The sequence below is a fragment of the Microbacterium hibisci genome (assembly GCF_015278255.1).
Taxonomy (GTDB): Bacteria; Actinomycetota; Actinomycetes; order Actinomycetales; family Microbacteriaceae; genus Microbacterium; species Microbacterium hibisci.
Window position 1 is genome coordinate 117,575 of the sequence record NZ_JADIJC010000007.1, and the last position, 17,099, is coordinate 134,673.

Below are 17,099 nucleotides of genomic sequence, written 5' to 3' on the forward strand. Positions count from 1 at the left end.
ACATGGACCCGAAGCCGTCGAGCGAGCCGGACCCGTCGGCGCCGCTCACCCGCCGCGCCAACCCGGCGCTCAGCACCCGGTTCAGCCGCCGCGCGAGCACGTTCGCGCTGGGCGGCCTCGTCGGCGCGCTCGCGGTCGCGCTCCTGATCGTGGTGACGTCGATCATCTCGACGCCCCGCGACGCGGCGCCGCTGGTGCCGGGTGCGCCCGACCCGGTGGCCGAGGTGCACCCGACGCCGCGACCCACCCCGACCGCGACCCCTACCCCCACCGTCGACGTGAGCGAGTCGGCGGAGGAGGAGACGGATGCCGCGCCCGACGACCCCGCCACGGCACCGCTCGCCGACCCGCAACCCGCACCCGAGCTGGAGCCCGCGCCGAGCGAGCCGGCTGCGGAGGAGGACGACAGCGAGTCGACCACTCCCGGCCGCAGCGGCACCGCCCCCGGACAGACCAAGGAGCCGAAGAAGCCCTGACCTCCTCAGCGGCGGAGGCGACCGGGCCGGACGGGGTCAACTGGAGCCCGCCGGGGCGGGGTGATCGACGGGGAGCCCGGGTCCACGTGCCGGGCGGTGTACGGGGGCTGCCGAAGCCGTGGCCGAATCGTTGCGGGCCGCGGTTCGGAGACGGCAGGTGTCGCCGATAGAGTCGCCGCACCCCCCCTTCGATGGAGATGATGTGCGACGATCCCTCGTCCTCGCCCTTGCCGCGCTCGTCGCCCCTGGACCGCTCACGGCGTGCGCGCCGGGCGCTCAGCCCGAGTCGACCGCGACATCGGTGCCGACCGCCGACCCCGAGCCCGCCCCCTCGCCCACGCCGACCCCGACGCCGACGGTCGTCCCGGCGGGCCACCGGCCGCCGCAGGTGTTCGGCGGCGACTGCGCGGTCGCCGTGCCGGCCGAGGCGCTGACTGCCGCGACCGGCATCAGTGGCATCGTCGTGACGCCGCGCGACCATCCGTGGATGCGCTCGATCGGCAACGTCGGGGGTCTCGCCTGCGAGTGGCGCGCGGAGGGCGTCTCGGGCGACGTGACCGTCCTTCCGAAGCGGGCGCTCGACGGCGCGGCTCTGCCTGCGGCAGAGGCGGACTTCTACTTCGGGGCCTGCGATTGGGGCTGCTCGTGGCGCGGCGAGTCCGACGACCTCGTGATCACGGGGTATTCGTCGGACCTGGCGGCAAGGGGTCGCGACGAAGCCGACCGGATCGGCGCCGCGATCACCGCCGGCATCGTCGCGCGGGTGGATGCCGCGGGGCTGAACTGGCAACTCGACCGGGCGCAGTGGTGGACGACGCAGCAGTGCGACGACGTCGCCGCCCGGCTCGGCGTGCGGCTCGGTGCCACCGTCACCGCCCAGGCTGCCGGCTACCACGACCCGCCCGGCGCGGCCACCGCGCTGGCCGACATCGCCTCGCACCGGACCTGGTGCGCCTTCGAGAGCGACGGCCGACAGCTCGCCCTCGCGACACTGGATTCCGGCGCGGCGTGGGATGTCCCTGCGGCGGGACTCGGTCGGTCCGTCGATCTCACGGTGCCGGGGGTGACGAGCTACGTGTCCGACCAGGGCGGGTACCTCGGCGGGCAGGTGTACGAGGCGACCGGCGGGGTGAACGCCATGACGGTGGAGGTCGCGACCGACGCCCCGTGGCCGGTTCAGGAGCTCGCCACCGCCCTCGTCGCGGAGTTCGTCGCATCCTGACCCGCAGCTCGACGCGATCAGTGCTCGTCGGGGATCAGGATCCAGAGCACCAGGTACATCAGGATGGAGACCCCGAAGAAGACCGTCGCGGCGACCGTGAGCACGCGCACCGGCACGACGCTGCAGCCGAACCGGTCGGCGATGCCCTGACAGACGCCGGCGAGCATGCGACCCCGCGTGGGGCGGACCAGGCGATGCATGGGTTCATCATCGTCCGGCGCATCCGGCCGCGCCAGGGGGGTCAGCGCTCGGAGGGGACCAGCAGCCAGAGCAGGACGTAGATCCACAGCGACAGACCGAAGAAGAGGACGGCCGCCACGGTGAGGATGCGGACGAGGGTGACGTTCCACCCGAACCGGTTGGCCACCGCGGCGCAGACGCCCGCGATCCATCGGCCCTGCTGAGGTCTGACGAGTGCGTTCATGGGTACCATCCTCCGCTCCCGCGTTCGTGGCCGCACGGGTGCACACCCCCGGTTCGCGCCGGGGGCCGGGCCGCGGCATCCTCCCCTCATGTCGTGCGAGGATCCACCCTCCCGCGATTCCGGAACCGCGAGAGGGTGGATCCTGCACAGGGAGCACGGTCAGCGCTCGGTGCCTCGCGCGTCAGTGTTCGCTCAAGCGGCCGTCCCGGTCGAGCTCGAGCACGAGGTCGACGCCGATGCGCTCGAGGAACGCGTCGTCGTGGCTGACGACGAGCACCGCGCCGCGGTAGGCCGCGATCGCGTCGACGAGCTGGTCGACCGTGTCGAGGTCGAGGTTGTTCGTCGGCTCGTCGAACACGAGCAGCTGCGGAGGCGGATCGGCGAGCATCAGCCGAGCCAGTGCGACGCGGAACCGCTCGCCGCCCGACAGCGTGCCGACCGGACGCTCGACCGCGGCGCCCCGGATGAGGAACCGCGCGAGCCGGTTGCGCAGCTCGACCATCGTGACGTTCGGCGCCGACGGGGCGACGTTCTGGAGCACGGATGCCGCGTCGTCCAGTCCGTCGACCCGCTGCGGCAGGTAGCCGACCCGGTCGGTGTGGAGCTCGGCGCGTGCGCAACTCCGGAATTCTGCGTCGGCACCGGGCGACTCACCCGGAATTCCGGGGGAGTCCGCCTGGCTCTGCGCGTCAACTCCGGAGTTACGAACCACCTGTGTCGGCGCATCGACTCCGGAGTTGCGAACCGCCGAGCCGACGCCGACCAGCTTCTCGAGCAGCGTCGTCTTGCCGGCGCCGTTCGGACCGATGAGGGCGACCCGCTCGGGGCCTTGGATCACCCAGGACCGCGACCCGTCGCCGAGGGTGGCGATCCGGCGCCCCGCCGGAACCCCGGGGTCGGGCAGATCGATCTTGACGACGTCGTCGTCGCGGACGCGCCGCTCGGCCTGGTCGAGGGCCTCCCGCGCGGCCGCCTCGCGATCGGCCTTCTCGCCGCGCAGCTTGCCGGCCGAGACCTCGGCGGCGCGCTTGAGGTTGCCGGCGACGATCGGCGGCACGCGCTTCTCGAGCTGGGCCTTCCTGCCCATCGCCGCGCGGCGCGAGATCGTCGTCTCGGCCTCGATGCGCTGGCGCTTCTCGCGCCTGACCGCCTGCCGCGCGGCGCGTTCCGCGTCGCGCGCAGCGCCCTGCTCGGCGTCCAGCCAGGCGCGCCACTCCGAGTACGGGCCGCCGAAGACCGACAGCTCGTTCGCGTACAGCTCGGCGGTGTCGTCCATCAGCTTGAGCAGCGACGTGTCGTGGCTGACCACGACGAGCGCACCGCGCCACGAGCGCACCATGTCGTGCAGGCGCGCGCGTGCCTCACGGTCGAGGTTGTTGGTCGGCTCGTCGAGCAGGGCGATGGACGCGCCGCGCAGACGGATGCCGGCGATCGCGGTGAGCACCGCCTCGCCGCCCGACAGCTGCCCGACGCTGCGGTCGAGCATGTCGGGGGCGAGTCCGGCCTCGGCCAGCGCCGCATGGGCGCGGGCCTCGATGTCCCAGTCCGAGCCGACCGCGTCGAAATGACGCGGATCGGCGTCGCCGGATTCGATGGCGCGCAGCGCCCGGAGCGTCTCGCCGACGCCGAGCAGGTCGGCCACGGGCCGGTCGACGTCGAGGGTCAGCCGCTGCGGCAGGTACGCGGCATCCGCTGTCCGTGCGATGTGTCCCGCCGACGGCGTGAGCTCGCCGGAGATGAGACGCAGCAGCGTGGACTTGCCGGAGCCGTTGCGGCCGACCAGGCCGGTGCGGCCGGAGCCGAACGAGCCGGACACCTCGGCGAGCGCCGTGGTGCCGTCGGGCCAGGTGAATGTCACCCGGTCGAGGACGATGACCGGGGTGAGGGTGTGTGCGGGCATGAGGGCCTCCTGTGTCAGTCGAGCGCTGACACCGGTGGCCGTGACGCATCCGGGCATGCCGGATGGGAGTTGAGAACGGCCTGTCGACGGGCCAGCGCGGAATCAAGGGCGCTGGTGCGTCGAGGTACGACGGATCAGCGCGATTACAGCGCGGTCACGTCGATGATGTCCAACGGACTTCCTCACGTAGGGGACAAGGCCGGGAGCAACGATAGCGGATGCCGGATGCCCGTGGGCTGGGAATCTCCATCGCGCGGGGGAGTCGGCGACCGAAGCGGGCGTCCTAGCGTCGAGGCATGACCGAGGAGAAGGCGCCTGACGGATTCAACGGCACGGCGTGGGGTGCCGGCATCGCCCTGGGCGTCGGCGTCGGGACCTCGCTCGGCGTGGCGCTCGGCAACATCGCGCTCGGCGTCGGCCTGGGGCTGGCGTTCGGCGTCGCGCTGGCTGTGGCGCTCAGCGCGCCGGGTCGCCGCTCCGGCGGCGGCACGGACGGCGGCGGCGGGGCGGCAGCGGACGGCCGCGCCGATGGCGAGGACGGCGGGGGTGGAGGCGCCGCCGACGGCGGCGGAGGCGGAGGAGGCGACTGATCCGGGGCGTCAGCCCGCGGCAGCGGCGTCGAGGTCTTCGAGGCGCTTGTCGAGGAAGGTGCGCACGTCGTCGAGCTCCTGCTCCGACACGCTGTGGGTGAGACCCTGGTACACCCGGCCGCTGAGGTCGACCCGCTCCGGGAGCCACTGCGTCGTGTAGTCGACGAGGAACCCGGGGATCACGTCGTCGTTGGTTCCGCGGCCCCAGAACACGGGCGGCCGGCGCTCGGCCAGCTCGGCATCGCGCGGCAGGTCGCCGGGCGTGACGTATCCCGACAGGTTGACGGCGAACGCGAAGCGCTCCGGATCGAGCCGCATAGCCTGCAGCGACACCGCGCCACCCTGCGAGAACCCGAGAAGACCGACGGATGCCGCACCCTGCGCGTGTGCGTCGATCCACGTGATCACCGCCTCGGCCGCGCGGGTCACGTGGGACGGATCGCGGCTCTCGAGCCCCTCGATCGGGTACCACGACCGGCCGGGAGCGGGCCAGGGCGGCAGAAGCGGCGCCGCGAGGCTCGCGACGGCGAACCGCTCGGGCAGATAGGAGCGGAGCGGGTAGAGGTCGTGCTCGTCGGCGCCGTAGCCGTGCAGGAGCAGCAGCAGGTGGCGGTCGCCCAGCGCGTCGCGCTCGGTCGACCACAGCACCGCGTCGGCGTCGAGGACGAGTGCTTCCGGCATGCCCTCATCCTGGCACGCGGGCCCGACAGCGGGGCAGGCAGCCCGTCCCGTCGACGGGGCGGCCAGCCGCGCCGCGGGCTCGGCGGGAGTGGGCCTTCGGGCGAGGCGCCGCGCCGACCTCGTGATCGGCGGGTTCCGCGGGGTATACAAGAGGCATGTCCGTGCGCACTCCAGACCCCGAACCTGCGGGCGACGAGCCGTTCGGCCCGCCGGCCGGCAACATCTCGAACCCTGCGTGGCTGAGCGACATCGAGCTCGAAGAGGCGCGCCGACGCCTGCCCATGCTGTACGTCGAGGGCGTGCCGGTGCGCACGGACGGCATGGGGCAGGTCACCCAGGTCGGCATCCTGCTGCGCGCCACGCCGGTCGGCGAGATCTCGCGCACGATCGTGTCGGGCCGCGTGCGCTACGGCGAGACCGTGCGCGACGCGCTGTTCCGGCACCTCGAGAACGACCTCGGTCCGATGGCCTTCCCGCTCCTTCCCCCGCAGCCGACGCCCTTCACCGTGGCGGAGTACTTCCCGCTCCCGGGCGTCAGCGCCTATCACGACGATCGCCAGCACGCCGTGTCGCTCGCCTTCGTGGTGCCCGTCACGGGCACGTGCGAGCCGCGTCAGGACGCGCTCGAGGTGACGTGGCTGACACCAGAGGAAGCGGCATCCGACGCCCTCTCGGCAGAGATGGAAGGCGGACGCGGCACCCTCGTGCGCATGGCCCTCGCCAGCGTGGGCGCGCTGCGCTGAGTCGGCGCGCACGGTCAGGGATCGTGCTCGCCAACCGTCGGGGGCGCCCCCTAGGCTCGCAAGGGTGACCCCCGCACCCCTCCCCTTCCCCGCCGATGCCGCCGGGTGGGCGGCCTTCGCCGCCGACCGTCCTGCCGAGAGCCTCGCAAGAGTCGCCGAAGTCGATGCGCGGCTGAAGACGGAGTCCGCCCTGACCACGTCAGAGCGCCTCGAACTCTGGAACGACGCCGACATCGCGCTGGCCTCCGCGCTGAACGAGGCGTATGTCCTCAGTGAGGCCCACCCCGACGCGACGGTCCGCGAGGCCGCGGAAGCCCAGGTGCAGGCCGTGGAATCGCTGTCGGCCGCCCGCCTCCTCGACCACGACCTCTGGGTCGCCTTCGCAGATGCCGAGGGCGACGGGCTCGACGACGACCAGGCCCGGCTGCTCGCGCATCTGCTGCGCGACTTCCGCCGCGGGGGCGTGGGGCTGGACGACGAGGGTCGCGAGCGCGCCCGCCGGCTCGCCGACCGCGACACCGAGCTGTCGCTGACGTTCTCGCGGAACATCCGCGACGGCCGCCGTGAGATCACCGTCCCCGCCGACGCGCTCGCGGGCCTGCCGCAGGACTTCATCGACGCGCACCCGGCCGATGCCGACGGGCGGGTCGCCCTGTCGACCGATTACCCCGACCTCATGCCCGTCCGCGAGTACGCCACCGACCGCGACACCCGCGTCGCGCTGCTGAGCGCATACAACGACCTCGCGTGGCCCGAGAACGATCCCGTGCTCGCCGAGCTGCTGGAGGTCCGCGCCGAGCGTGCTCGCCTGCTCGGCTATCCGGACTGGGCCGACTACGAGACCGAGACCCGCATGATCGGCGGCGGGGTCGAGATCCCCGCCTTCCTCTCGCGGCTCGACGAGGCCTCGCGCGAGTCCGCCGACGCCGAGTATCCGCTCCTGCTCGAGCGCCTCCGGCGCGACATCGCCGACGCCGACGTCGTCTCGACGGCCGACTTCTGGTACCTCCTCAGCGCCATCAAGCGCGAGCAGTACGACGTCGACGCCCAGCTCGTGCGCTCGTACTTCCCGTTCGAGCGCGTCGTCGACGGCGTGCTCGGCGTCACCGGGCGCCTCTTCCAGGTGGAGTACGTCCCCGTCGACGCTCCCGCCTGGCACGACGACGTCCAGACGTTCGACGTCGTGCGCGACGGCGACCGCCTCGGCCGCATCCATCTCGATCTGCACCCGCGCGAGGGCAAGTTCAACCACGCCGCGTGCTTCCCGCTCGCGCCCGGTGTTGCCGGTCGTGTGCTGCCGGAGGCCGCGCTGCTCTGCAACTTCTCGCGCGGCAAGCTCGAGCACGACGAGGTCGTGACCTTCTTCCACGAGTTCGGGCACCTCGTGCACGACATCCTCGGCGGACGCCAGCGCTTCGCCCGCTTCAGCGGGGTCACGACGGAGTGGGACTTCGTCGAGGCGCCGAGCCAGCTCCTGGAGGAGTGGGCGTGGGATGCCGGAGTCCTGGCCTCGTTCACGGCGAACGACGGCGGCGACCCGATCCCGGCCGACCTGGTCGCGCGCATGCGCACCGCCGACGCCTTCGGTCGCGCCCTCGAGGTGCGCCGGCAGCTGGGCCACGCGAACGTCTCGTACCACCTGCACGTCGATCGTCCTGCCGATCTGCAGGCCGAGACGGAGCGGCTCTACGCGTCCACCAGCCCGGTTCAGCCTCTGGCGGGACTGCACTCGTATGCCGGCTTCGGCCACCTCACCGGGTACGGCGCCTGCTACTACACGTACCAGTGGAGCCTCGTGATCGCGCGAGATCTGCTGAGCGGATTCGCGGACGGGCTGATGGACCCCGCTGCGGCGCGGCGCTACCGCACCGAGGTGCTCGAGCGCGGCGGATCACGCGACGCGCGCGACCTCGTCGAGGCCTTTCTCGGGCGCCCGTCGTCGTTCGACGCGTACGGGGCGTGGCTCGCCGGAGACTGACCCGCCGCGCGCGTTTCGCGGACACAGCCGGGGGAGGTATGGTTCAGTCACCCCGATGCGCAGTCACCTGCGACACAACCCCCCGGTGTCGTCGAGGACGGTGCGGCCACCGCTGCTCGCGCGCGGCGCTCCGACGCGCCGGCGCGCCGGCGCGAGGACGCACGCCTCCGCCGAGCGCTCTCGCCGACACAGCCAGCCAGAAGCGGAGAACACCGATGTCCGACCACGCCGTGAGTGCCGGAAACCCGGGCCAGGACGACTCGAACACCTTCGACAACCTCATCGGCGAGACGGCGGTCACCGCCTTCGGGTCGGGCTTCACGACGACCTTCCGCGGCTACGACAAGGACGAGGTCGACGCCGCGATCGCCGGCCTCGACGCGCGGGTGCGCGCGGCCACCGACGAGGTGGCGCAGCTCAAGCAGCACCAGCGCCGCGCCGGCGCCGCGGTGGCGCAGAGCCGTGCCAAGGCCGAGCGACTGGAGGCGGAGCTGCAGGCCGCCGCCGAGCGGCGTCAGGCCGAGATCGACGCGGCGATCGCGGCCCGCCAGGCCGAGGCGGACGCCACCCTCGCCGCCCGCCAGGAGGAGATCGACCGGCTCGAGGCGGCGCTGGCCGAAGCCGAGTCGGCGCGCCGCGCCGAGGTCGAGCGCGTCGCGGCCGAGGCCTCGGCCGCGCGCGAGCAGGAGGGCGACGCCGCGCAGCGGCTTCAGGGCGAGCTGGAGGTCGCGAACGCCAAGCTCGCCGACGCCGAGCAGCGGATCCAGGCGCTCAGCGACGAGCTCGTCGGCGCCACCACCGAATCGCCGAACCGTCAGCAGTTCGAGGAGGTGCTGCGCGTCGCCGAGGACCAGGCCAGCCTGCTCATCCGCAACGCGACCATCCAGGGCGACCGCCTGCTCGAGGCCGCCCGCGAAGAGATCGCCAACCGTCGCTCGTCGGCGCAGGCGGAGGCCGACGGGATCATCTCGCAGGCGCAGCACGACGCGCAGCAGGTGCGCCTCAAGATCGACACCGAGCTGACCGCGCACGAGGCCCGCATCGAGCGAGAGACCGCGCACGCGGCCGAGAAGGTGTCGCAGGCCGAGCGCGAGGCCGCTGCGATCCGCTCCGAGGCCGAGAAGGGTGCGGCCGTGCTGCGCTCGACGGTCGCGCGCGAGACCGCGCGCGACCGCGCCGAGGCCGAGGAGGCGGTCCGCGAGCTGCGACTGCGCGCACTCGAGTTCGAGGCATCCCTCACCCGCCGTCAGGACGACGCGCACCAGGAGTTCCTGGTCCTCCACAACCAGGCGGTGGCGCACGCCGAGCGCATCACGCAGGACGCCAACGAGCAGGTCGCGGCGTCGCTCGAGCACGCCCAGCGCGTCTCGGTGAAGGCCGAGGACTTCGAGCGCCTCATGCGTGCGCAGTCGCAGCAGATCGAGGCCGACGCGCAGCTGCGTGCGCGCGAGCACCTCGAGCAGGCGCACGTCAAGGCCGAGCGCATCATCGATCTGGTCACCACGCACTCGCAGGCGGTCCTGCGCGACGCCGAGGACCGCACCCGCCAGCTGCGCTGGCAGCAGCACCAGCTGATGAGCTTCATGGCCGAGGTCAAGGAGCTGATCCGCCCCGAGACGGCGCTCGCCGCCGCCGCGGCGAAGATCGTGGGAGAGGACGCTGACGCGGAGACGGATGCCGCGCCCGCCGCTGACGCGGAGCCCGAGGCTCCGGAGGTCGAGTCCCCGGCCGCCGAGGCCTCGGCGGCCGAGCCCGACGTGGCCGAAGCGGAGGTCGAGGTGGCGGATGCGCCGGCCGAGGACGCCCTCGCGGACGCGGCGGAGGACGCCGAGGCTCCTGAGGCGGAGGGCGCCGAGGCTCCTGCGGTGGAGGAGTCCGAGGCTCCTGAGGCGGAGGACGCCGAGGCTGTTGAGGCGGAGGACGCCAGGGCCGAGACCGCCGAGTCCGGCGACGAGCAGCCTGGGGACGCCTCCGCCGAGCACGAGCACCACGACGGTCACGAAGACGCCGCGGCCGACGACCGCACCGAGGCGCGGCACGAAGACTGACCCTCGCCGGTCGTTGAGCGAAGGGCGCTCCAGCGCCCGAAGACGAAACGCCTCGAGCCTGCGTTCTGCGCCGAGCTCGGGGCGTTTCGTCTCGCTCGTTCCTCGCTCGCTCAACGGCCGCGGGTAGGCGCTGTGGCGGCCGCCGTTCCTCGCTCGCTCAACGGCCGCGGGGTCGCGCTGTGGCGGGCCGCCTCCGGGACTCGCTCTGCTCGCTCGCTCAACGGCCGCGGCCGGGCGGGGGGCCGCGGCCGGGACTCGGACTTCCGCCCGGGCTCGGATGAATCTGCCGAGCTCCTCCGAATCTCGGCAGATCCCCGAAATTCGGCGACAGAGCTGACAGAGGCGACCTAGGCGGCCGAGGTCTCGCGCGCGATCGCGGCGAGGAACGCGTCGATGTCGTTCTCCGAGGTGTCGAAGCTGCACATCCAGCGCACCTCGTTCTTCGCGGCATCCCAGTCGTAGAAGCGGAACGACGTCCGCAGGCGGTCGGCGACCCCCTCGGGCAGCGTCGCGAAGACGCCGTTGGCCTGCGTCGGCTGCGTGAACGCGACGCCCTGGATCGAGCCGTCGGCGAGGCCCGCTTCGATGCCCGTGCGCAGCCGCTGCGCCATCGCGTTCGAGTGCGACGCGTTGCGCAGCCACAGGTCGCCCTCGAGGAGCGCGAGCAGCTGCGCCGAGACGAAGCGCATCTTCGACGCGAGCTGCATGTCGAGCTTGCGCAGGAACTTCAGTCCCTGCGAGGTGTCGGGGTTGAGCACGACGACCGCTTCGCCGAGCATCGCGCCGTTCTTGGTGCCGCCGAAGCTCAGCACGTCGACGCCCGCATCGCGCGTGAAGTCGCGGAACGGCACCCCCAGCGAGGCGGCGGCGTTGGAGAGGCGCGAGCCGTCCATGTGGACGTTCATGCCCAGGCCGTGGGCGTGGTCGGCGATCGCGCGGATCTCGTCCACCGTGTAGAGGGTGCCCAGCTCGGTGGACTGTGTGATCGACACGACGAGCGGCTGGGCGCGGTGCTCGTCGCCCCATCCCCACGCTTCGCGGTCGATGAGCTCGGGCGTGAGCTTGCCGTCGTCGGTGGGAACGGTGAGGAGCTTGATGCCCGCCACGCGCTCGGGCGCGCCGCCCTCGTCGACGTTGATGTGCGCCGTGCCCGCCGTCACCACCGCGCCCCACCGGGGGAGCATCGACTGCAGGCCCACGACGTTCGCGCCGGTCCCGTTGAACACGGGGTACGCCTCGACGCCCTCGCCGAAGTGGCGGGCCATGACCTCCTGCAGGCGCTCCGTGTAGGCGTCTGCGCCGTACGAGACCTGGTGGCCGTCGTTCGCGGCGGCGATCGCCGCCAGCACCTCGGGGTGGATCCCGGAGTAGTTGTCGGAGGCGAAGCCGCGCAGGTTCGGATCGTGGAGCGTGGTCACAGGGGTCCAATCTCGGTCGCGGCGGCCGGGAGCGGCCGCGGAAGTTCAGAGGGAGGGGTCGGTGAGTTCGACGATGGTGTCGTTGAGGTCTGCCGCGTCGGTCATCCACAGGTCTGAGAAACGCTGCGCCAGCGCCCCTTCGAGGCCCGAGAGGCTCTTGGTGCGGAAGATGACGGATGCCGCGGCCAGCGGCCTGCCCGCATCGCGGGCGTCCTTCGCGAAGCCCTGCGCGACGGCGCGCGCCCATGCCTCGCTGGCGGCCTTGACCGCGGCGTAGTTGGCGCCGCCGGCGAGCGGGCGCTCGACCGCGGTGGACGACACGATCGCGGTGCGTGCGGACTCGGACGCGCGCAGGTCGGCGTCGAACGCGCGGCTGACGTGGCGCAGGGCGCTGAGCGAGCGCTCGAGGAAGCGATAGTCGTCGTCGCTCTGGCCTGCGAGGCCGCCGCCGCCGCGCCAGCCGCCGACGAGGTGCAGCACGCCGTCGACGGGGCCGTCCGCCTCGCGCACGCGTTCGGCGAGCGCGGCGACGTCGCGCTCATCGGTCAGATCGCACACCTCGGTGCGCACGGCGCCGGAGGAGCCGACGGAAAGGGGTCCGGCATCCGTCTCCAGAGCCTGCGCGAACCGCCGCAGCTTGTCGGGATCATGCCCGACCGCGACCACGCGCGCGCCGGCGTCGCGCAGCTCGCGAGCCGTGGCGAGACCGGACTCACTGGTCGCTCCCGCGATGAGGACGAGTCTGCCTGCGACGCTCATTCCTCCACCCTTTCACGTCGACATCGCGGTTTCTCGTCGAACAACCACGTCATCGGTGCCGACAACGTGCGATCTCGCCGAGAAACCGCGATCTCGACACAGGGTTGGGGCGCTGGGCGCGAGGGGCCGGGTGCGACGCGCCGGGGAGGGGCGGGATCAGGAGTCGCGGCCCGTGATGCCGGCCGTGGACTCGATGACCGGCTTCATCTTCTTGTCCAGCGCCTCGAAGAACATCGACAGCGGGAACTCGTCGTCCATCACCGCGTCGGTGTAGCCCTTGGGGGCTCCGGCGAGGATCTCGTCCGGCAGTCCGCGAGCCCACTGCGACGCCGGGTTCGGCGTGAGCGTCCCCCGCACGAGCTCGTACGCGGCGAGCCAGTGTGCTGTCTTCGGCCGGTCGATCGACCGCCAGTACAGCTCGTCGATCGCCTCGCCGAGGGCGACGACCGCGGCGGGCACGTCGTCCCAGTCGAACGCCAGCGCCGTGTCGGTCCAGTGCAGCACGTCGCGCTGGTGCAGCCACGCGAACAGCAGCTGGCCGCCGAGCCCGTCGTAGTTGCGCACGCGCGAGCCGGTGATCGAGAACCGGAAGATGCGGTCGAAGATCACGGCGTACTGCACGAGCCTGGCGTGCTCGAGCATCTCGGCCTCGGCGGGGTCGAGTGCTCCGTCAGGCTCGGCAACCGCCTTGGCAGCCAGGCGCTTCTCGATCGCGACGCACTCGCGGAACGCCGTGAGGTCGCAGCGCAGCTCCTCGAGCGAGTAGAGGAAGTACGGCATCCGCTGTTTGATCATGAACGGGTCGAACGGCAGGTCTCCGCGCATGTGGGTGCGGTCGTGGATGATGTCCCACATCACGAACGTCTTCTCGGTGAGCTGCTGGTCGTCGAGCATGCGGGCGGCCTCGGCGGGCAGCTCGAGCTTCGTGATCTCGGCGGCGGCGCGCACGACGCGGCGGTAGCGGGCGGCCTCGCGGTCCTGGAAGATCGCACCCCACGTGAATACGGGGATCTCGCGCATCGCGACCGTCTCGGGGAACAGCACGGCGCTGTCGGTGTCGTAGCCCGGTGTGAAATCGAGGAAGCGCAGCGACACGAACAGCTTGTTGCCGTAGTCGCCCGCCTCGAGCTGCGCGATGAACTCGGGCCAGATCACCTCGACCAGCACCGCCTCGACGTGCCGGTCCCGTGAGCCGTTCTGGGTGTACATCGGGAAGACGACGAGATGACGGATGCCGTCGACCCGGTGCCGCTGCGGCTGGAACGCCGTCAGCGAGTCGAGGAAGTCGGGGATGCCGAAGCCGCTGTCCGCCCAGCGCTCGAAGTCGCGCACCGACGCGGTGAGGTACTCGGCGTCGTGCGGGAAAGCGGGGGACAGGGCGCGGATCCCGGCCACGATCTGTGCGACGTGGTGGCGGGCCCCGTCGTGGGAGGCGGCTTCCGGAATCGAGCCGTCCTGGATCTGGAGACCCTGGAGCGCGGTCGCGGCCGCCTTGAGGCTCAGCCACGCGGCGCTGTGCTCGACGCGGTCGGCGTCCTCGACGACCTCGGGTTCGCCGACGATGACCTGCGTGGCGCGGGCGTGAGTGGACATGGTGAACCTCCGATCTTCGAGTGTGATTCCGTGCTCGATTCTAGAGAACTTCCCCCTCGTTCATGATCCCGCAGGAAATTTTCCTGTCGGCGACTAGACTCGTGCCATGCCCGGGCTTGATGACGCGATGGATGCGGCGATCGTGCGCGAGGTCTCGCAAGACGCCCGCGCGACCCTCGCCGACCTGTCGGCGGCGGTCGGGCTCTCGGTCTCGGCCGTCCAAGCCCGCCTGCGCCGGCTCGAGAACCGCGGCGTCATCACCGGGTACCGCGCCCTGGTCGACGCCGAGGCCGTCGGCAAGGCGCTCGCCGCGTTCGTCGAGATCACGCCGCTCGACCCCGCCCAGCCCGACAACGCGCCGGAGATGCTCGAGCATCTGCCCGAGATCGAGGCCTGTCACTCGATCGCGGGCGACGCGAGCTACATCCTGCTCGTGCGGGTCGCCTCGCCGCGGCATCTCGAATCGCTGATCCGCGACATCCGCTCGGCCGCCTCGGTCAACACGCGGACCACCGTCGTGCTGCAGACGTTCTACGAGAACCGCCCGATCCTCCCGGCCTGACGTGGGGAGCGCCGGAGCCCGCAGCGCAAGTCCCGGTCTCGGCGACGGCGCGTGGGTAGTCTCGCCGTATGGACCTCGCCCCGGCACCGGATCGGCGCGGCCGCGGCGTGCTCATCGTCCGCAACGCCGCGTCGGGCACGGCTGTCGTGCGGGCAGACCCCGCCGGCACGTTCGCCGAGCGCCTGCCTGAGGCGGTCGTGCACGAGCTCGCGGAGGGCGAGGATCTCGCAGACGTCGTGGCCGACGCGATGGGGACGGATGCCGCACCCGCGGTGCTCGGGATCTACGGCGGCGACGGCTCGGTCTCGCGCATGGCGCATCTCGCCCGCCGATACGGCCGGCCGCTGCTCGCACTTCCGGGCGGGACGTTCAACCACTTCGTGCGCGCGCTCGGCATCGACAGCGTCGCCGCCGCCCTCGACGCCTACGAGGCGGGAGCGACCGTCGAGGTCGGCGTCGCGGACGCGACGGCAGATGACGACGAGCCGCTGACCGTGCTCAACGTCGTGTCGGTCGGCGCCTATCCCGAGCTCATCGAGGAGCGCGAGCGCCGCACCAGCCTCGGCAAGTGGATCGGCGGCGTGGTCGCGACGGCAGCCGCCCTCCGCCGCGCGGAGCCGCTCACGATCGTGCACGAGGGCCGCCGGGCGCGCGTGTGGTCGGTGTTCGTAAGTGTCGGGCGCAACGATCCCGACCGCGTCGCCACGATGCAGCGGCAGGAGGCCGAGACCGGCGTGCTCGACGTGCGCATCCATCACGCGCGAGGATCGAAGGTGCGGGCTCTCGCCTCTCTCGCGTTCGGCAAGCGCACGGCGGCGGTGCTGCGGGCGGTGCGGCTGTTCCCGCGCGACGAGGACGTCGAGCGGCTCGTGGTGCGGGAGCTCGACCTGCAGGTGCGCCCCGAGCCCGGGCATCCGTCGGTCTTCGTCCACGACGGCGAGCTCGAGCAGCGCGCCGCCGGCGGGTTCCGGCTCCGCTGCGCGGCCGTTCCCGCCGCGGTCACCGTGTTCGCCCCGGCGGCCGAGGGCTGACGCTTCAGCCGTTTCGACGGCGGCGCCCGGAGCGGGGTGTCCACGGGCGCGCGGACGCACCCGGGCGCGACGCCGCCCCCGCGGGCGAACCCGGGCGCGACGCCGCGTCGCCCGCCTCAGTCGTGCTGGGGGAACCCCAGGTTGATGCCGCCGTGCGACGGGTCGAGCCAGCGCGAGGTGATCGCCTTCTCGGCGGTGAAGAACTCGAAGCCGTGCGGGCCGTAGGCCTTGGCGTCGCCGAAGAGCGACGCCTTCCAGCCGCCGAACGAGTGGTACGCCACAGGCACCGGGATCGGCACGTTAATGCCGATCATGCCGACCGTCGCCTCGCGCTGGAAGCGCCGCGCGGCGCCGCCGTCGTTCGTGAAGATCGCGGTGCCGTTGCCGTACCGGCTGGCGTTGATGATGCCGAGACCCTCCTCGTAGCCCTCGACGCGCACGACCGACAGCACCGGTCCGAAGATCTCGTCGGTGTAGACGGTCGACGACGTGGGCACGTTGTCGATCAGGGTCGGCCCGAGCCAGAACCCGTTCTCATCGCCGTCGATCTCGACGTCGCGGCCGTCGACGACCACCGACGCGCCGTCGGTGCCGGCGACGTCGATGTAGGAGGTGACCTTGTCGCGGTGCTGGCCCGTGATCAGTGGACCCATGTCGCAGCTGCGGGTGCCGTCGCCGACCTTGAGCCCTGCCATGCGGTCCGCCACCTTCGCGACGAACTCGTCGGCGACGGAGTCGACCGCGAGCACCACCGAGATCGCCATGCACCGCTCGCCGGCCGACCCGAAGCCCGCGTTGACGGCGGCGTCGGCGGCCAGATCGAGGTCGGCATCCGGCAGCACCAGCATGTGGTTCTTCGCGCCACCGAGCGCCTGCACGCGCTTGCCGTTCGCGGTCGCCGTCTCGTAGACGTACTTGGCGATCGGCGTCGAGCCGACGAACGAGATCGCCCGCACATCGGGGTGCTCGAGCAGCGCGTCGACGGCCTCCTTGTCACCGTGCACGACGTTGAAGACGCCGTGGGGGAGGCCCGCCTCGGTCAGCAGCGCAGCGAGCCAGTTCGCGGCCGTCGGATCCTTCTCGGACGGCTTCAGCACGACCGCGTTGCCGGCCGCGAGCGCGATCGAGAAGAACCACAGCGGCACCATCGCCGGGAAGTTGAACGGGCTGATGATGCCCACCACGCCGAGCGGCTGGCGCAGCGTGTACACGTCGATGTCGGTCGAGACGTTCTCGCTGTACGCGCCCTTGGTGAGGTGACCGAGCCCGCACGCGAACTCCACGACCTCCATGCCGCGCGCGATCTCGCCACGGGCATCCGACAGCACCTTGCCGTGCTCGGCGGTGAGGATCTCGGCGAGCTCCTCCTTGCGGGCGTTGAGCAGCTCGCGGAAGGCGAACATCACCGCCTGGCGCTTCGCGATCGAGGCGTCGCGCCACTGCAGCCACGCCGCGGACGCGGCATCCACCACTTCCCCGACGTCTTCGCGCGACGCGAACCGCACTTCCTTCTGGACCGTTCCCAGCGCGGGGTTGAACACCTGGCCGGTGCGCTCGGACGACCCGGCCCAGGGGCCACCGCCCATCCAGTGATCCAGAACCACCGTCTCGGTGCGCGGCAGGGTGTCAGTCATCGTGTTCCTCCTTCGGAAGCCCTCCTCGTGAGAGGGTGTG

At 72.1% G+C, this 17,099-nt stretch carries 16 protein-coding genes; 8 read left to right on the forward strand and 8 right to left on the reverse strand.

Annotation, left to right across the window (positions count from 1 at the left end; all coding sequences use genetic code 11):
* Positions 1–2 precede the first annotated feature (2 nt).
* Positions 3–476 carry a hypothetical protein gene (locus IM770_RS13870; protein ID WP_203581744.1) on the forward strand — a complete coding sequence of 158 codons (474 nt, stop codon included), beginning with the start codon at positions 3–5 and terminating at the stop codon, positions 474–476.
* 202 nt (positions 477–678) lie between these two features.
* Complete coding sequence (locus tag IM770_RS13875) at positions 679–1,698, forward strand: hypothetical protein (RefSeq protein ID WP_203581745.1); 1,020 nt, start codon at positions 679–681, stop codon at positions 1,696–1,698.
* Positions 1,699–1,715: 17 nt separating this feature from the next.
* Here IM770_RS13875 and IM770_RS13880 read toward each other — a convergent pair whose 3' ends face one another.
* The 3 genes from IM770_RS13880 to IM770_RS13890 form a co-directional block, all read right to left on the reverse strand.
* Positions 1,716–1,898, reverse strand: coding sequence for a PspC domain-containing protein (locus IM770_RS13880; protein WP_203581746.1), 183 nt, complete (start codon positions 1,896–1,898; stop codon positions 1,716–1,718).
* Positions 1,899–1,939: 41 nt separating this feature from the next.
* Positions 1,940–2,122, reverse strand: a complete 183-nt coding sequence (locus IM770_RS13885) for a PspC domain-containing protein (protein WP_203581747.1) — start codon at positions 2,120–2,122, stop codon at positions 1,940–1,942.
* A gap of 181 nt (positions 2,123–2,303) precedes the next feature.
* On the reverse strand, positions 2,304–4,022 hold the full coding sequence (locus IM770_RS13890) for an ABC-F family ATP-binding cassette domain-containing protein (protein WP_203581748.1): 1,719 nt from the start codon (positions 4,020–4,022) through the stop codon (positions 2,304–2,306).
* A 296-nt stretch (positions 4,023–4,318) separates the two neighbouring features.
* On the opposite strand from IM770_RS13890, the gene IM770_RS13895 reads away from it, so the two are divergent.
* Entirely contained in the window at positions 4,319–4,612 is a 294-nt protein-coding gene (locus tag IM770_RS13895; protein ID WP_203581749.1) for a glycine zipper domain-containing protein, read from the forward strand.
* 9 nt (positions 4,613–4,621) lie between these two features.
* On the opposite strand, the gene IM770_RS13900 is transcribed toward IM770_RS13895, so the two are convergent.
* Entirely contained in the window at positions 4,622–5,293 is a 672-nt protein-coding gene (locus IM770_RS13900; protein WP_203581750.1) for an alpha/beta hydrolase, read from the reverse strand.
* Between the two features lie 155 nt (positions 5,294–5,448).
* On the opposite strand from IM770_RS13900, the gene IM770_RS13905 reads away from it, so the two are divergent.
* The 3 genes from IM770_RS13905 to IM770_RS13915 all read left to right on the forward strand — a co-directional run bounded on the left by IM770_RS13905 (position 5,449) and on the right by IM770_RS13915 (position 10,062).
* Positions 5,449–6,036, forward strand: a complete 588-nt coding sequence (locus IM770_RS13905; RefSeq protein WP_109210553.1) for an NUDIX hydrolase family protein — start codon at positions 5,449–5,451, stop codon at positions 6,034–6,036.
* A gap of 64 nt (positions 6,037–6,100) precedes the next feature.
* Positions 6,101–8,014, forward strand: coding sequence for a M3 family metallopeptidase (locus tag IM770_RS13910; protein WP_203581751.1), 1,914 nt, complete (start codon positions 6,101–6,103; stop codon positions 8,012–8,014).
* Positions 8,015–8,229: 215 nt separating this feature from the next.
* Entirely contained in the window at positions 8,230–10,062 is a 1,833-nt protein-coding gene (locus IM770_RS13915) for a coiled-coil domain-containing protein (protein ID WP_239066235.1), read from the forward strand.
* Positions 10,063–10,409: 347 nt separating this feature from the next.
* Here the strand turns inward: IM770_RS13915 and IM770_RS13920 are convergent, their stop codons facing one another.
* The 3 genes from IM770_RS13920 to IM770_RS13930 form a co-directional block, all read right to left on the reverse strand.
* The gene (locus IM770_RS13920; RefSeq protein WP_203581752.1) at positions 10,410–11,480 is read right to left on the reverse strand and encodes a threonine aldolase family protein; all 1,071 of its coding nucleotides are present in this window, start codon (positions 11,478–11,480) and stop codon (positions 10,410–10,412) included.
* Between the two features lie 45 nt (positions 11,481–11,525).
* On the reverse strand, positions 11,526–12,239 hold the full coding sequence (locus tag IM770_RS13925) for an SDR family NAD(P)-dependent oxidoreductase (RefSeq protein ID WP_203581753.1): 714 nt from the start codon (positions 12,237–12,239) through the stop codon (positions 11,526–11,528).
* 156 nt (positions 12,240–12,395) lie between these two features.
* Positions 12,396–13,832, reverse strand: coding sequence for a DUF6421 family protein (locus IM770_RS13930; RefSeq protein WP_203581754.1), 1,437 nt, complete (start codon positions 13,830–13,832; stop codon positions 12,396–12,398).
* Positions 13,833–13,938: 106 nt separating this feature from the next.
* Here IM770_RS13930 and IM770_RS13935 point away from each other — a divergent pair, with 106 nt between their 5' ends.
* Positions 13,939–14,394 (forward strand): Lrp/AsnC family transcriptional regulator, encoded by a 456-nt coding sequence (locus IM770_RS13935; protein WP_203581755.1) that lies wholly within the window; start codon positions 13,939–13,941, stop codon positions 14,392–14,394.
* 68 nt (positions 14,395–14,462) lie between these two features.
* Positions 14,463–15,425: a diacylglycerol/lipid kinase family protein gene (locus tag IM770_RS13940; protein WP_239066236.1), complete on the forward strand. Its 963-nt coding sequence runs from the start codon at positions 14,463–14,465 to the stop codon at positions 15,423–15,425.
* A 116-nt stretch (positions 15,426–15,541) separates the two neighbouring features.
* Here IM770_RS13940 and IM770_RS13945 read toward each other — a convergent pair whose 3' ends face one another.
* The gene (locus IM770_RS13945) at positions 15,542–17,059 is read right to left on the reverse strand and encodes a CoA-acylating methylmalonate-semialdehyde dehydrogenase (RefSeq protein ID WP_203581756.1); all 1,518 of its coding nucleotides are present in this window, start codon (positions 17,057–17,059) and stop codon (positions 15,542–15,544) included.
* Positions 17,060–17,099 lie beyond the last annotated feature (40 nt).

Bases quoted from the DNA above. Each gene is read 5' to 3' on its own strand.
- IM770_RS13870 (WP_203581744.1), top strand. From the start codon at position 3: ATGGACCCGAAGCCGTCGAGCGAGCCGGACCCGTCGGCGCCGCTCACC.
- IM770_RS13880 (WP_203581746.1), bottom strand. From the start codon at position 1,898: ATGCATCGCCTGGTCCGCCCCACGCGGGGTCGCATGCTCGCCGGCGTC.
- IM770_RS13885 (WP_203581747.1), bottom strand. From the start codon at position 2,122: ATGAACGCACTCGTCAGACCTCAGCAGGGCCGATGGATCGCGGGCGTC.
- IM770_RS13890 (WP_203581748.1), bottom strand. From the start codon at position 4,022: ATGCCCGCACACACCCTCACCCCGGTCATCGTCCTCGACCGGGTGACA.
- IM770_RS13895 (WP_203581749.1), top strand. From the start codon at position 4,319: ATGACCGAGGAGAAGGCGCCTGACGGATTCAACGGCACGGCGTGGGGT.
- IM770_RS13900 (WP_203581750.1), bottom strand. From the start codon at position 5,293: ATGCCGGAAGCACTCGTCCTCGACGCCGACGCGGTGCTGTGGTCGACC.
- IM770_RS13905 (WP_109210553.1), top strand. From the start codon at position 5,449: ATGTCCGTGCGCACTCCAGACCCCGAACCTGCGGGCGACGAGCCGTTC.
- IM770_RS13915 (WP_239066235.1), top strand. From the start codon at position 8,230: ATGTCCGACCACGCCGTGAGTGCCGGAAACCCGGGCCAGGACGACTCG.
- IM770_RS13925 (WP_203581753.1), bottom strand. From the start codon at position 12,239: ATGAGCGTCGCAGGCAGACTCGTCCTCATCGCGGGAGCGACCAGTGAG.
- IM770_RS13930 (WP_203581754.1), bottom strand. From the start codon at position 13,832: ATGTCCACTCACGCCCGCGCCACGCAGGTCATCGTCGGCGAACCCGAG.
- IM770_RS13935 (WP_203581755.1), top strand. From the start codon at position 13,939: ATGCCCGGGCTTGATGACGCGATGGATGCGGCGATCGTGCGCGAGGTC.
- IM770_RS13940 (WP_239066236.1), top strand. From the start codon at position 14,463: ATGGACCTCGCCCCGGCACCGGATCGGCGCGGCCGCGGCGTGCTCATC.
- IM770_RS13945 (WP_203581756.1), bottom strand. From the start codon at position 17,059: ATGACTGACACCCTGCCGCGCACCGAGACGGTGGTTCTGGATCACTGG.